Annotated in this window: 15 protein-coding genes; 6 read left to right on the top strand and 9 right to left on the bottom strand. The window is 57.3% G+C overall.

All coding sequences use genetic code 11. From position 1 onward, the window contains the following. A complete protein-coding gene (glmS, locus tag CVE41_RS11605) occupies positions 1-1824 on the bottom strand; it encodes a glutamine--fructose-6-phosphate transaminase (isomerizing) (RefSeq protein ID WP_100260801.1) in 1824 nt (607 codons plus the stop codon). 55 nt (positions 1825-1879) lie between these two features. After that, positions 1880-2779 (bottom strand): DMT family transporter, encoded by a 900-nt coding sequence (locus tag CVE41_RS11600; RefSeq protein ID WP_100260800.1) that lies wholly within the window; start codon positions 2777-2779, stop codon positions 1880-1882. 153 nt (positions 2780-2932) lie between these two features. Here CVE41_RS11600 and CVE41_RS11595 point away from each other — a divergent pair, with 153 nt between their 5' ends. The 3 genes from CVE41_RS11595 to CVE41_RS11585 all read left to right on the top strand — a co-directional run bounded on the left by CVE41_RS11595 (position 2933) and on the right by CVE41_RS11585 (position 6798). Continuing rightward, complete coding sequence (locus CVE41_RS11595) at positions 2933-3937, top strand: glycosyltransferase family 2 protein (protein ID WP_100260799.1); 1005 nt, start codon at positions 2933-2935, stop codon at positions 3935-3937. Positions 3938-4053: 116 nt separating this feature from the next. After that, entirely contained in the window at positions 4054-5613 is a 1560-nt protein-coding gene (locus tag CVE41_RS11590) for a hypothetical protein (RefSeq protein ID WP_100260798.1), read from the top strand. Positions 5614-5685: 72 nt separating this feature from the next. Next, positions 5686-6798 (top strand): UDP-N-acetylglucosamine 2-epimerase, encoded by a 1113-nt coding sequence (locus tag CVE41_RS11585; protein WP_100260797.1) that lies wholly within the window; start codon positions 5686-5688, stop codon positions 6796-6798. Here the strand turns inward: CVE41_RS11585 and CVE41_RS11580 are convergent. Continuing rightward, positions 6751-7710: a lysylphosphatidylglycerol synthase transmembrane domain-containing protein gene (locus CVE41_RS11580; RefSeq protein WP_100260796.1), complete on the bottom strand. Its 960-nt coding sequence runs from the start codon at positions 7708-7710 to the stop codon at positions 6751-6753. The genes CVE41_RS11585 and CVE41_RS11580 overlap by 48 nt on opposite strands. A 231-nt stretch (positions 7711-7941) precedes the next feature. Between CVE41_RS11580 and CVE41_RS11575 the strand changes: the two genes are divergently transcribed. Beyond that, positions 7942-9474, top strand: a complete 1533-nt coding sequence (locus CVE41_RS11575) for a CpaF family protein (protein ID WP_198507658.1) — start codon at positions 7942-7944, stop codon at positions 9472-9474. A 9-nt stretch (positions 9475-9483) separates the two neighbouring features. Here the strand turns inward: CVE41_RS11575 and CVE41_RS11570 are convergent, their stop codons facing one another. Next, positions 9484-9708, bottom strand: a complete 225-nt coding sequence (locus CVE41_RS11570; RefSeq protein ID WP_232725683.1) for a hypothetical protein — start codon at positions 9706-9708, stop codon at positions 9484-9486. Between the two features lie 124 nt (positions 9709-9832). Here CVE41_RS11570 and CVE41_RS11565 point away from each other — a divergent pair, with 124 nt between their 5' ends. Both CVE41_RS11565 and CVE41_RS11560 read left to right on the top strand, forming a co-directional pair. Beyond that, complete coding sequence (locus tag CVE41_RS11565; protein ID WP_100260794.1) at positions 9833-9964, top strand: entericidin A/B family lipoprotein; 132 nt, start codon at positions 9833-9835, stop codon at positions 9962-9964. A gap of 19 nt (positions 9965-9983) precedes the next feature. Further along, positions 9984-10115, top strand: a complete 132-nt coding sequence (locus tag CVE41_RS11560) for an entericidin A/B family lipoprotein (protein WP_100260793.1) — start codon at positions 9984-9986, stop codon at positions 10113-10115. 61 nt (positions 10116-10176) lie between these two features. Here the strand turns inward: CVE41_RS11560 and CVE41_RS11555 are convergent, their stop codons facing one another. Genes CVE41_RS11555 through CVE41_RS11535 form a run of 5 tightly spaced genes read right to left on the bottom strand, consistent with a single transcriptional unit; the run spans position 10177 to position 14696 of the window. Next, positions 10177-10770 (bottom strand): DUF938 domain-containing protein, encoded by a 594-nt coding sequence (locus CVE41_RS11555; RefSeq protein WP_100260792.1) that lies wholly within the window; start codon positions 10768-10770, stop codon positions 10177-10179. 10 nt (positions 10771-10780) lie between these two features. Next, a complete protein-coding gene (locus CVE41_RS11550; protein ID WP_100260791.1) occupies positions 10781-12337 on the bottom strand; it encodes a fatty acid--CoA ligase in 1557 nt (518 codons plus the stop codon). A 56-nt stretch (positions 12338-12393) separates the two neighbouring features. Beyond that, on the bottom strand, positions 12394-12834 hold the full coding sequence (locus CVE41_RS11545; RefSeq protein ID WP_100260790.1) for an ABA4-like family protein: 441 nt from the start codon (positions 12832-12834) through the stop codon (positions 12394-12396). Positions 12835-12844: 10 nt separating this feature from the next. Continuing rightward, positions 12845-13543: an NAD(P)H-binding protein gene (locus tag CVE41_RS11540; RefSeq protein WP_100260789.1), complete on the bottom strand. Its 699-nt coding sequence runs from the start codon at positions 13541-13543 to the stop codon at positions 12845-12847. After that, complete coding sequence (locus CVE41_RS11535) at positions 13536-14696, bottom strand: deoxyguanosinetriphosphate triphosphohydrolase (protein WP_100260788.1); 1161 nt, start codon at positions 14694-14696, stop codon at positions 13536-13538. Before CVE41_RS11535 ends, CVE41_RS11540 begins: the two co-directional genes overlap by 8 nt. Positions 14697-14701: the final 5 nt, after the last annotated feature.

Genomic DNA, 14701 nt, shown 5'->3' with positions numbered 1-14701 from the left:
CTATTCGACAGTAACGGATTTCGCGAGATTGCGGGGCTGGTCGACATCAGTGCCTTTCACGCAGGCTACGTGATAGGCCAGCAACTGCACAGGAACCGCGTAAACCAGGGGCGCAATCAGGGGATGGACCTTCGGCATTTCGATGGTTGCCATGCAGCCTTCACCCGCTTGTTCCAGGCCTTCCGCATCGGAAATGAGCACGATCTGCCCTCCGCGTGCGCGTACCTCTTCCATATTCGACACTGTCTTTTCGAACAGGGGGCCGGACGGCGCGAGAACGATAACCGGAACCTCGTCGTCGATCAGCGCGATCGGGCCGTGCTTCATCTCGCCGCTGGCATAGCCCTCGGCGTGGATGTAGCTGATTTCCTTGAGTTTCAGCGCACCTTCGAGGGCCATGGGAAAATCAGGGCCTCGACCGAGATACAGCACATCGCGCGCCGGTGCGATCAGGTGGGCCATCGATGCGATGTCATCGTCGTGATCGAGGGCAGCGTTGAGGCATGCAGGCGCTTCCAGGAGGTGTTCTACGACCCGCTGCTCTTCTTCCCGGTTCATCAGGCCTTTGGTGACGGCCATGTGCGCTGCAAGCGCAGCCAGGACTGCCAACTGGCAGGTAAAAGCCTTGGTCGAAGCAACGCCGATTTCGGGACCGGCATGGGTGGGCAGCAGGAGATCCGCCTCCCGGGCCATGGAACTGGTCGGGACATTGACGACAGCGGCAATGGTCTGCCCCTGCTCCTTGCAGTGACGCAAGGCAGCAAGCGTGTCCGCGGTCTCACCGCTTTGCGAGATGAACAGGGAAAGCCCGTTCTCCTCCAGCACTGGCTCCCGGTAACGGAATTCGCTGGCGACATCGATATCGACAGGGACGCGGGCGAACTGTTCGAACCAGTATTTCGCGACCATTCCGGCATAATAGGAAGTTCCGCAGGCGACGATGGTTACCCGGCGGATCGACGAGATGTCGAAATCGAATTGCGGCAAGGCGACGGAATTGTCCGACTGGCGCAGATAGGAACTGAGCGTCTGCGCAACCACCGTCGGCTGCTCGAAGATCTCCTTCTGCATGAAGTGGCGGTAATTGCCCTTCTCCACCGCAGCCGCAGAAGCCCCGGAGGTCCTGATCTCGCGTTCGACTACCTTGCCTTCGTCATCATGGATCTCGGCCCCGTCACGAGTGACGACAACCCAGTCTCCTTCTTCGAGATAGGTAATCTGCTGCGTGAGAGGCGCCAGCGCCAGGGCGTCGGATCCGATGTAGGTTTCTCCGTCCCCGTACCCAACGACGAGCGGCGAACCGCGACGCGCTCCGATGAGCATGTCGGGATGGTCGCGAAACGCGATGGCAAGCGCGAAAGCACCCCGCAGGCGCGGCAGGACGTTGGCAACCGCCTCGCTTGGCGTTTCACCATTTTCTACCCGACGCGAGACAAGGTGAGCCACCACCTCGCTGTCGGTTTCGCTCTCCAGCGTCCGGCCATCCGCGATCAGTTCGGCCTTCAGTTCCTTGAAGTTCTCTATGATGCCGTTGTGAACGAGCGCGACGCGCTCGGTCGCGTGCGGGTGAGCGTTCTTTGCCGTCGGAGCGCCGTGCGTCGCCCATCGCGTATGCGCGATACCTACATCGCCCGCGGCGGGACTGTCCGCCAAAACACTGACGAGATTGGACAATTTTCCTTCCGCCCGGCGGCGGATCAGGCTAGAATCGTGGATGGTGCAGATACCCGCGCTGTCATAACCGCGGTATTCCATGCGTTTCAGGCCGTCGACCAACCGCTCAGCAACCGGTTCCTTGCCGACAATCCCGATAATTCCGCACATACAGACTGCTCCAAAACAATGACGCGGTCGTGACTTAGTTGATTTTGCCGAGCGATCAACGGCTCTCGGGTCGGGAGGCGCGCGGCGTGCTCCACCAGAGTATCAATCCTGCGCCGATGATTATCGTCGCTCCCAGCAATGTCATCAGATCCGGCACATCGCCGAACCACCACCAGCCCAGGCTCGTCGCCACCAGCATCTGCACATAGGTCGTGGGCGCGATTGTCGATGCCCCTGCGCGTTGGGTGCCCATGTAGGCAAGCCAATGAGCGCTGCTCGCAGTCACTGCAACCACCGCGCAGCGGGCAATGACCGACCAGTCCGGCATCGTAACCCTTAGCGCTTCCACGCCGGAAAAATGCCCTCCCAGGGCTGCGACCAGGAGGACCGGCATGGCGCCTACCTGCATGAAAACCTGCATCGACAGGGCACTCCCCTGCCCTGCACTGGCACGATTGGCGATGACCATGAGCGCGAAAAAGAAAGCGGACGCCAGCGGCAACAGCGCGACCAGCCCGAGGGCGGTCAGGTTCGGCCGCAGGACCAGCGCCACCCCGATCAGCGCAACGAGCGATGCCAGCCAGACGGCAGGGCGCACCTTTTCGCCGAGCAGTGGGCCCGAGAGGACCGCAACGATCACTGGCGACACGAATGCCAGCGCCATGGCTGTCGCAAGCGGCATCACGAAGATTGCCGAGAAGAACATCAACGACGCGGCGGCGAGGCACACCCCGCGAGCAAACTGGAGCTTCGGATTGGCCGGCCTGAATGCTTGTGGCCCCTCGGTCATGGCCAACAAAGCCGAAAGCCCCGTAGCCCCGATAGCGAAGCGCACACACGCAACCGCAAGCGGCGACCATTCCCCGGCCATCGTCTTGATCACCGCATCCCCTACGCTGAGCAACGCAAACCCGCACAGGGCGAGCAGGATGCCGCTACGTTCGGAATGTTGCATGGGAGGAAAGCCTTGGAAATTCGGGATGAATGGGCTCACTAGACTGGGGGGACCGTCATTGCCATCGCGACGGATCTTTACCAGCCATTTACCAAACTTCTTCAAGGCAAGCGGGAATATGTTTATAGGGTGCTTGGGGGGGCTTTTCGTGCGATGACCAAATTGATCATTCAGATCCCGTGTCTGAACGAGGCGGACACGATAGGCGACACAATCAGTAAGTTGCCCTCCAAAATCGACGGGATCGATGCGATCGAAATCCTGATCATTGATGACGGCAGCACCGATGACACCGTTGAGAAAGCACGTGCGGCAGGAATAAATCATATCGTTCGGCATCGCCGAAATCGTGGCTTGGCTGCAGCTTTCCAAAGCGGTGTGAGCAAGGCGCTCAGCGAGGGTGCCGATGTCATTGTAAACACCGATGCTGATGGCCAGTACGAAGGAGCGGACATCGACCTGCTCGTCAGACCGATTATTAATGGCACTGCCGATATTGCTGTGGGCGACCGGGGTGTTTCCGACAATGTGCACTTCGGCGTTTTCAAACGCCAGTTGCAGCGTCTCGGCAGTCTCTTAGTCAAAAGCTTATCCAAGGCCGAAATCAATGACGCTGTAAGTGGTTTCCGTGCCTTTAGCAGAGATGCTGCGAAGCGGCTAACCATTACGACAGAGTTTAGCTATACCACAGACATGCTGATTCAGGCGGGGCGTAAGCGGATGGCGATTGCCAGCGTCCCCGTCCGAACCCACGAGACCAAACGACCATCGCGCCTCTTTAAGTCGATTCCACGCTTCATCGTCAACCAGATGATCACGATTGGCCGAGCCTACACAACATACAATCCCTTGCGCGTTTTCGTGACCACAGGACTCTTTTTGAGTTTGGTCGGCATCCTTCCAATCACGCGCTTCCTCTGGTTCTACCTTCAAGGCGACGGAAATGGTCACCTTCAATCCCTCGTCATCGGAAGTGCCATCATGATAGTTGGTGCCTTGTTCTGCATGCTCGGGGTGTTAGCCGATCTCACGGCCGCAAATCGTAAGATGATCGAAACGACACTGCTCGAAGTGCGGGATTTGCGTGATCAGATCTCTCAAAAGGAAGAAAGTGAACTACTCGAGCTAAACAGCCGCGAAGGTGAAAATACGTTGTGAGTATGAAGCCTCTGCATCGACAGCGAATGTCGCCCACAGGCGACCTATCTAGGTCTCGACCGGATGCGGCTTTAGCGACCGGGACACTATTGCCTTGCATAGTACTATTGCTATTTATGCACGGTGATATCGCATTTAATCGCGCAATAAACTGGGACGAGTTTTATCATCATTCTTTGATATACGACCTTCTCTCAGGAGAATTATCCCAAACTTTCCAGACTTTTATGGCTCGCATTTATTCGTGGGTGCCAGGCTTAACGTCAGATATAAAGTCGCAATTCTTGATATTGCGGATCGGTGGGCTTGCAACTCTGCTGATTGCAGCAATTTCAATTTTTCTCTGCACACGCGCCTTCGCGTCGCGATCCACATCACTTGTTTGCAGCTTGTCTTACTTGGGCGCAGGGTATGTGCTGCAACATGGAGCCTCCTACAGAGCTGACACTCTTGCAGCGGGAGGGCTCCTACTAGGCGCATCGGTGCTGTTGCGAACCGATCTTCGATTTGCATGGTTGGCCATAGGAGCCACCATCACAGCGCTGGCTTCTATGCTAACAATAAAGGTGGTTTTGTTCGCACCGATTTTCGCAGGAGTGGCATTATATCGCTTGTCGAAATCCAATGGAAAGATCGGGACTCTTAAGAGCCTCGTTCTATTCGTTGGTTTGACCGTAGTGATTTGGATGGCTGGCATATATTTCCATTCCCAGTCCGTTAAAGAAGCTGATCCCACCGAAGTTGTGAGCTTGTCGTTGAGGGTGATGTTCGGCTTTGGCGATCTGCCATATTACTCAGTTATCCCTATCGCCGCTATTTTAAGCCTCCCCCTAGCCATAGCCATATTGATCACTCCCATCGTTTTGCTGATCAAGAACAAAGAAATGCGGCACGATAAATACGCGATCTGGGGATTTTGGTTACCGGTGCTTTCCCTTGCGTTTTATCACAACACAGCGCCGTATTTTTATGCCTACCTCCTAGCCCCCCTTGCGGTTGCCTGCGCACCTGTATTCGAGTGGTTCTGCAAGCGATATTCGCCCGCTTTCCTAGGAGTTCTTATCCTTCTCAACGCGGGGGCTGTCTGGTCTCTGGAGGAAAGACAAACTCTGAAGAACCAGATGGCGCTGCTCAAAGGAGTGCAGAGCATAGCGCCCAATCGCTACGGCTACTTTGATGCCAATGGTATGGCCGGTTGGCTGAAAAAGGAGAACCACTTCACCACCTTGGTGGGACAAGACCGATACTGGCACAATGAAGTACCAAGGTATGCAGACGTAATGGCCGCAAAGGCAGTACCGCTCGTGCTGGCCACCGATCCCGCTTTTGAAGGCGCATTGGATCACGAAGCCGAAACCACGGCCTTCTTTGCGGCGGATCGAGACGCACTTCGGGAAAGCTACATTCCATTTTGGGGACCAGTTCATCTCGCGGGAAAGGAACTGGAACCCGGCGAGCAGGCGACATGGAACGTCCGGGTGCCCGGGCCCTATACCGTAAGTGGCCATGTGCTTGTCGAGGGCATGGATATGGAAACGGGCGACGTGATTGAATTGCAGCGCGGCCAGATAGTACTAGCCGAGACACACGGTGCCCCGGCAGCGCTGACCTGGGGCGACAACATTGCTAAACCGACACATGCTCCGCCACCTCGCCCCTATTGGACCGGGTTCTGATAGCTATCAGAACTGCTTCTCGTCCGATGATGACAAACCAGCTTCTCGATCAAACACTGACCTGAAAAGATCATGCGAAATATTGCCCCTATTGAAGTCGTTATTGGAACCAAGGCCCAGTACATAAAAACGGCGCCGGTTCTTCGTGAATTGCGCCTCCAGAATATACCTTATCGGCTTATCGACACGGGACAGCACGCAGCGCTGTCGCCTGCCATTCGTGCCGCTCTTGATGTGGACGATCCTGAGGTGATTCTCGCAAATGACGGCAACGTTACCTCAATTGGCCACGCGGTGATCTGGTCATTGAAACTGCTTCTCGTCGCTCTTTTCCAAAAGCGAAGAGTTCAGCGCGAAATTTTCGACCCGCAATCGCAATGGTGCATTATTCACGGTGATACACCCACCACCTTCCTTTCTCTGCTGCTCGCAAAGCGTGCAGGCAAGAAGGTCGTGCACCTTGAAGCGGGACTTCGCTCTTTCCGAATTTTCCGCCCTTTCCCGGAAGAACTGGTCCGCATTTTTTGCATGCACTTTTCGGATCTCCTGTTTGTACCAAGCACTTTCGCCCTACAAAATGCGAGAAAGATGGGGCTTGAAGAGAAATCAGTTTTGCTGCCGCAGAACACCAACGTCGAAGCGCTGGAGTACGCCCTTACACAAGAGAGTGCGCAGCCGATCCCGGACGAACCATTTGCTTTAGTGACCACCCATCGAGTCGAGACGATTCTCAACAAGCAAAATCTACGATTTGTTATCGATGCGGCGCAGGAGGTGGCCACCACAAAGCATGTGGTCTTCGTCCTGCATGATCCTACAGAACGTAGACTCTTAAAATACGGTTGGATGGAAGAGCTTCTAACAAACAACAACATTACGTTGCAAAAGCTTACCGATCACCCGGGCTTTGTACGACTACTAGATAATTGCGATTTCGTGATGACCGACGGTGGGAGTATCCAGGAAGAAGCTTATTTCCTAGACAAGCCTTGCTTGGTCCTTCGCTCGGAAACCGAACGAGACGAAGGCTTGGCTACCAATGTGAGGTTAGCCAACTTCGATACGACTGCTTTTCAAGAATTCTTGAAAATTTGGCCAACTCTTCGACGAGGAGAAAAAGAACCCAACCTTAGGCCTTCAAGACTCATCGTCGATCACCTTATCCCGATCAGGACTGCCCACTGATGATGAGTGCTGGTTTCGTGTCGACAAATAGGTGACTCCAGCCGCCGCAACAATTGCATCGACAACGATGGTCATGGTTCGATGAATCAGAGATACCGTGATTGCAAAGGCGGCGTCGGCAAACAAAGAAAGCAGCGCTACCATCGCCAACTCGCGGAGTCCGATACCAGCAGGGGCTCCCGGCGCAGAGAAACCTATAATCCAAGCGGCGACAAATATACCGATCGCAGCCATCGGCGGAATTTCGCCCCCTAAACTACGTAAAACGACATAAAAAGACAAACCAACGATAATTTGAGAGACAAATACCAACCCAAATATTTGTAAAATATTCGCAATTGATATTTTCGCATGCGATAGCCATATGGCCAGTAACATTATCGGTAATACAGATAAAATAACTCCAAGGGCAGATACGTTCTCATAGTCATCCAACAATTGGGTGACACGCACATCGTATGAGAGCGTAAGAAAGGCGATCGCAATCCCGCTGACTAACGCGAATGCCAGTTCAATTAAACTTGCGAATCCTGTTTCGCGCAATGGAACTCCTAGAGCTTTAGACATCGCTCCTCGGCCGAGGTATTGCGCAACGTTACCCGGAACATACTTACCAATTTGGCTAACCAGTCCGATAATTACCATCGGCGCCGTTCTGACACCTCTTTGAAGTGCCCGCAGTATATGCGGAAAACACAGAGAAGACACAAAAAGAGATAGAGCGTACAATAAAGAGCCATATAAAATATACTCCCAATTTTTTACATCCACATTCTTTATGTCATCAGCTTTTTCCGTTATTATGATCGCAATAAATATTATCGATAATAATGAAAGCCCGCCAGAAATGACCCTTAGGGCCACGCCGCTTCGTATGTTACTTAAAGTTTTCAGACCAATTCTCTTGGGCATGAGGAAATTGCTCGTAGAAGGTTAACTTGCGCAGGAAATTGAAAATTATCGGCTCGCCTTGGCTGCGGTAAGTCGGGTGGGTCGTCAAGCATCTCGTGGTCCTCTCCCACCCCCCAACATTAGGAAAAAATCAAGGTTTCCGAATTATTCACCACAACCGCAAAGACGTGATTTGCCATCCTTTCGGCAAAACCAGCGCGTCATATGGATAGTGAGCCTCGGGGGTTTGGCATGAGTGCATTCGGACGCAAGAACGGTGCTGGCGGTATGGGATCCGGCGCTCGTCCGCAGTTTGGCGTGGCAAAGCCCATGCGCGGCGGCGCTGGCGGTTCCAAGTCCGCTGGCGACGATGCAGCCGAAGGCGGCGAACAGTTTCCTCCCCTTCCCGAAGAAGGCGCACCTGCCGCCGACGGCGCACCCACGGATCGCAACAGCGAGGCCATGGCCCGTCTGTCCGAGCGAATGAACGCAACTCACTCCGGCGACAGCGAAGTCGGCGGCTTTGAAGCCAGCGTTCACAAGATCAAGGAACAGGTCCTTCCGCGCCTGCTCGAACGCGTCGACCCCGAAGCGGCTGCTACGCTCACCAAGGATGAACTGTCGGAAGAATTCCGCCCGATCATCATGGAAGTGCTGGCCGAACTAAAGGTCACGCTTAATCGCCGCGAACAGTTCGCACTCGAGAAAGTCCTGGTCGACGAACTGCTCGGCTTCGGTCCGCTCGAGGAGCTGCTCAACGATCCCGACGTATCCGACATCATGGTCAACGGTCCGGACCAGACCTACATTGAAAAAGGCGGCAAGCTGATCCTTGCGCCGATCCGCTTCCGTGACGAGGGACATCTCTTCCAGATTGCCCAGCGCATCGTGAACCAGGTCGGCCGCCGCGTCGACCAGACCACCCCGCTTGCCGACGCCCGCTTGAAGGACGGTAGCCGTGTGAACGTCATTGTGCCGCCGCTTTCGCTGCGCGGCACCGCGATCTCCATTCGTAAGTTCTCCGAGAAACCGATCACATTGGACATGCTCCAGGGCTTCGGTTCGATGAGCGAGAAGATGTGCACCGCGCTCAAGATTGCCGGCGCTTGCCGCATGAACATCGTGATTTCGGGCGGTACGGGTTCGGGTAAGACGACGATGCTCAACGCCCTGTCGAAGATGATCGACCCGGGCGAGCGCGTGCTCACCATCGAGGACGCCGCCGAACTCCGCCTGCAGCAGCCCCACTGGCTGCCGCTGGAAACGCGTCCGCCGAACCTTGAAGGCCAGGGTGCCATCACCATCGGCGACCTCGTGAAGAACGCCCTGCGTATGCGTCCTGACCGCATCATCCTGGGCGAAATCCGTGGCGCGGAATGTTTCGACCTTCTCGCCGCCATGAACACCGGCCACGACGGTTCGATGTGTACGCTTCACGCCAACAGTCCGCGTGAGTGCCTCGGCCGTATGGAAAACATGATCCTGATGGGCGACATCAAGATCCCTAAAGAAGCAATCTCGCGTCAGATCGCCGAATCCGTCGACCTGATCGTGCAGGTGAAGCGTCTTCGCGACGGTTCGCGCCGTACCACCAACATTACCGAAGTCATCGGTATGGAAGGCGACGTGATCGTGACGCAGGAACTGTTCAAGTTTGAATATCTCGACGAGGGCGAGGACGGCAAGATCATGGGCGAGTTCCGTTCCAGCGGCCTGCGCCCCTACACGCTCGAGAAAGCTCGGCAGTTCGGCTTCGACCAGGCGTATCTGGAAGCCTGCCTCTAACGGGCAGCCCTATCCCCTGATTACAGCGGGGATCGAAACAACCAGCAGTGCGCCGCCCAGGACGGCGAACGTCAGGAAAAGTCCCGTCCAGGGTACCCAGCCGACATTATCGATGCTGGTGCGCTTCGAACGCCGGCGCTCCATTATCAGGGCGACCAGCGCCACAGCGATGCACGCGGCACCCCAAAGGGCGACGATTTCCGCCTCGCTCGCAAACGTAAGGAACCCCTTCATCGCCGGCATATGGGCGGCGAATTGCCCTGCTCCAAGGGGTAGGTTGCAGGAACGGCGTCTCTACAGGGCGGTTTTTTGTGGTATTGGAGCCAGTCCGAGAGGTCCTCGGGCGAAGGAGAATACCATGATGAAGAAACTGATGCTCGCCGTGGGTCTCACCACGATGTGTCTTGCCGCCACTGCCTGCAACACCGTAAAGGGCCTGGGTGAAGATATCCAATCGGTCGGCGAAGCTGGTGAAGACGCGATCGATTGACAACCAAAGGATCGCTCCCATGCTGAAACGCCTGATTTTGATTGCATCTGCCCTCTCCATGACTGCTGCGCTTGGTGCCTGCAACACGGTGAAAGGCCTTGGCGAAGACGTGAAATCCGTCGGTAAGGCCGGGGAACGCGCAATCGACTGACGCTGTTTTTGCAGACCGCGATCAGTAAGCGCCCGCCCGTCAAACGGCGGGCGTTTTCGTTTCAGTTCTTGCGATAAACCAGGACGAGGTTGTTGGCCGGCATTTCATGGCGCGCTTTACGAACCAGTCCATGTTTCGTGGCTAATCCGTCAAGCCATTCGACATGACGAATTCCCCAATCGGCATTACGGGCGCGCAGGCTGCGATCGAAATCGATGTTCGAACGGGCCGGCTCGAAACCCCCTTCAAAAAACGGTCCATATAAAATCAGCGGCGCTTCGCCGCTCAGCGCCATGCCCGCACCTCGGAGGAGGCCCTCACTCGCGGAAGCGGGGCTGATATGGACCATATTCACGCATAAGATCGCTGCAACTGCACCGACGTCCCAATCGGGATCCGCCGCATCAAGCGCAATCGCCTGTTCCAGATTGCCCAGCCCCGCTTCGGCTGCCCACGCATCAATCGATGCGAGCGCGTCCGGGTCGAGATCGCTCGGCTGCCAGCGCAAGCGTGGGAAGCGACGGGCAAAGAAGACGGCGTGCTCCCCCGACCCGCTCGCGATTTCGAGAACCTTACCCCGATCCGGAAGTTCTCCGGCCAGGACGTCGGCGAGCGGGCCTGAATTGCGTGCAGTTGCAGGCGCGTGGCGTTTCATCGCAGCAAGCTCAATTCACCAGCCGGTCTCGCCCTTCCCAGTAAGGGGCGCGCAAGTCCTTTCGCAGGATCTTGCCGCTGGCATTGCGCGGCATCACGTCGATGACGTCGATGCTCTTGGGAACCTTGAATTTTGCGAGACGCTCACTCGTCCAGGCAATAATGTCGGCTTCGTCTATCTGGGTCCCCGGTTTGGGTACGACGCAGGCTTTCACCGCCTCGCCCCAGGTGTCGTCGGGGACGCCGATCACTGCGACTTCGCCGACGCTCGGATGGCCGTAGATGGCGCTTTCGACCTGTGCCGGGTACACGTTTTCGCCGCCCGAAATGATCATGTCCTTGATGCGGTCCTGGATGAAAACGTAGCCGTCCGCATCCATGTAGGCGGCGTCACCGGTATGCATCCAGCCGTCCTTGAGCGAGCTCTCCGTCGCGTCCGGCAGGTTCCAGTAACACGCCATGTTTGAGGGGCTCTTGCAAATCAGTTCGCCGACCTCACCGCGGGGGAGTTCCTGGCCGTTCTCCCCGATGACCTTGAGTTCTACGCCGGCCACGGCCTTGCCGCATGATTTCATGCGCTCGTTCCCCTCGAGCGAATGATCTTCAGGCGGAAGCGCTGCGATGGTCCCGGTAGTTTCGGTCATGCCATAGCATTGCAGGAATCCCGCCTCGGGTATGGTGCGCACCGCTTCGCGCAAAAGGTCGAGCGGGATCGGTGCCGCTCCATAGAGCACATATTTGACCGCAGACATGTCGGTCGTCTTTGCCCGAGGATGTTGGACGACCATCTGCAAGGCAGCCGGAACGATGAACAGGCGCGTAATGCCCTGCTCGAACCCGTCGAGAACCCCGTCCGGCGTGAATTCGGCCTGCACGATAGAGCGGATACCAGCCCCCATCGCCATGACGCCCAGCCCCGTCCCGCCGATGTGGGCGCACGGCATGCAAACGAGGATCGCTTCATCCTCGTCGAACAGGGACCACGGCTGGCCTTCTTCCTGGCTCGGAATGCGAAGCGAGAACAGGTTGCGATTGGTGAGAACCGCGCCTTTGGGATTGCCGGTCGTGCCCGAGGTATAAAGCTGGAGTACCGCGTCATCGGGGCCTGCCGGCTCAAAGCTTGCTTCCTCCGCCTGATCGATGACGGCGATGGCCGCTTGCTGGCCGATAACTTCGGGCTTTTCGGACAGTTCGGCGACAGCCTTGGAGGCCATGTCCTCGAACCCCTCGCCAAGGAACAGGATCTTCGCCCCTGTATCCTTGAGGATATAAGCGACTTCCGGAGCGGCCAGGCGCCAGCCGATCGGCACCATGACCACGCCCATACGGGCGGCGGAATAGAACAGTTCGAAATAATGGCGCGCATTCTTGCCGAGCCAAGCGACCCGGTCGCCCTTGGTCAGGCCGTGTGCGGTCAACATAGCCACGATCTTGCGACTGCGCCTCTCGAATTCGGCGTAGGTGATCGCATCGTCACCTTCTTCCAGAACGACGGTGTCGGGCCGTTCGCTGGCCCAATGCGTAATGAATTCGTCGAAGCTCAGCTTCTGTTCGCCGGTACCGGTCATCGCCTGTATCTCCCTTGCGGGCCATCATGCCATGCATGCGGCCGAGGGCAAGCGTGCTATTTCCAGCGACCCCCGGCACGAGCTCGTCGTTCTCTTATGGCGAGCCAGAGGACGAGACCGAGGGGCCCTGCCATCAAGGTCGCGAAAAGGATCGGCGCCTGGATGAAACGCGAGAAATTCTTCGCATCGGCATCGCGCGCGATCCACAGGCCAACGAAGAGGTCGAAGGCGAGATAGTGGATCCAACCGATTGTCACGCCGGCATCGCTCGCGAAAATCTGGCGCACTCCCTCGATGGAGGAAAAATTACCGCCCTCAACACCCGGAAAAACACCCGTCACCACCGCAATCAAGAAGACTGCGTAGGCCGCGCTCAACAACCCGACGCCGAGATAGAGGATTGCCGAAAGCAGTGCCGGCGATCGCGGCAGGAACACAAGTGCCACCCACATCAACAACGCCAATGCGTTCGCGATTCCAAAGGCAGTGTCCCACATGGTCGCTCTCCTAGTCTGCAATCAGTTGCGGCAAGCGCTTTGCGGCCCGAACTATGCCGTCGTTGTCGTGGACGAAACGTCCCCTCGCCGCGCTCTTTGCAAGCGCTATCGCAGCCTGCGCTACGGTCTCTGCGTCGATCGCGCGATACTGGCGGTACTTGCCGTGAAGGAGGAGGTTTGCGACCGGCGCTGCGGCTATTCCGATTCTCTCACCAAGCCTGCGATCATTCTCCCGCTTGCCGCGGAGCAGCCCGGGGCGAAGGATATCGAGGCGGTTGAAGCGCAGCTTCGTCAACTCGCGCTCGGTTTCACCTTTGACGCGAAGGTAGAAATTCTTGGACGCCATATCCGCGCCGACGGAACTCACGGCGACGAAGCGGTCGACGCCCTGCTCCTTTGCCGCGCGCGCAGTGTCCAGCACGAGGTGCTGGTCGACGGCGCGAAAGGCCTCTTCGTTTTCTCCGGCCTTCTTCCAGGTTGTGCCCAGCGCACAGATAACTGCCTTAGGTCGGAGCGCTTCCAGCACTTCACCCCATTTGGCCGGTTCTGCGACGAACAGCTCCATGCGTATACCGCGCGGCAGCTGTGCTTCGCGCCGGGCGATCGCCGAAAGGCGTACGTCCTCGCGGCCGATACATTCTTCCATGACCTTGCCGCCGATCAGGCCGGTTGCACCGATCAGGCACAGACGCAGCACTTCGTCAGACATTGGACAACCCCTGCGGAGCGCGTCCGTATATCCGCGTGCACTGGTCGATCGCGAAACGATCGGTCATGCCTGCGATGAAATCGGCAATGTGCCGGCTTTTCTCCGGATCGGTGCCGGGAAGGCGTTCAAGCCAGTCATCGGGCATCGTGGTTGGATCTTGCTGATAGGCCACGAACAGGCGCGCGATTACGTCGCGCGCGCGTTCCGCAGTCTGCAACTGCTCCGGATGGTAATAGAGCCGCTGGTACATGAACTTTTTCAGCATGCGTTCCCGGTCCGCCATATCGGGCGAGAATCCGGCGAGTTGCTTGCCCGCCTCGCGAACCTGCTGGACGCTGTCGAGGCCCACGATGTTCTTGCGTGTGTGCTCCAGAACATCGTTCACCATAAGGCCGATCTGGCTGCGGACCAGTTCGCGAAGCTGCTTGTCGCGCGAGATGTGCGGAAATCGCTTCTCCACTGCCCGAAACTGATCCGCGAGGAAATCGATCTCCATCAGATCGTCGAGCGAAAGGAAACCGGCTCGCAGCCCATCATCGATGTCGTGATTGTCGTAGGCGATGTCGTCCGCGACTGCCGCCACCTGCGCTTCGAGGGAGGGCCATTGACCGAGTTCCAGCGGGTAAGCGGCATCGATGTCGCTCAAGGCCCAGTTGGCTGCCGAGACGGGACCATTGTGCTTGGCGAGGCCCTCGAGCGTTTCCCAGGTCAGATTAAGCCCGGGATGGTCGGGGTAATTACTCTCCAGCCGCGCCAGCATCCTGATGCCCTGCGCATTGTGGTCATAGCCGCCAGCGTGGACCATCGCCTCCTCGAGCGCTGTTTCGCCTGCGTGACCGAACGGGGGATGGCCGATATCGTGGCCGAGACACAAAGCCTCTGTAAGATCCTCGTCCAGCCCCAGTTCACGCGCAATAACGCGTCCGATCTGGGCGACTTCGATGCTGTGCGTGAGGCGCGTTCGATAGTGATCGCCGTCGGGCGCCACGAAGACCTGCGTCTTGGATCGCAGGCGGCGAAAAGCGATCGAGTGAATTATGCGGTCGCGGTCGCGCTGGAATTCGCTGCGCGGACCACGCGTGCCGTCACGGTCTTCGGAAAATTCGCGCCCGCGCGAAGCAGCGGGATCGGCAGCGTAAGGAGCTCTGTTCATGGAGC

This window comes from Qipengyuania seohaensis, assembly GCF_002795865.1.
Classification (GTDB): domain Bacteria; phylum Pseudomonadota; class Alphaproteobacteria; order Sphingomonadales; family Sphingomonadaceae; genus Qipengyuania; species Qipengyuania seohaensis.
This window is presented reverse-complemented; position numbering and strand designations above follow the sequence as displayed.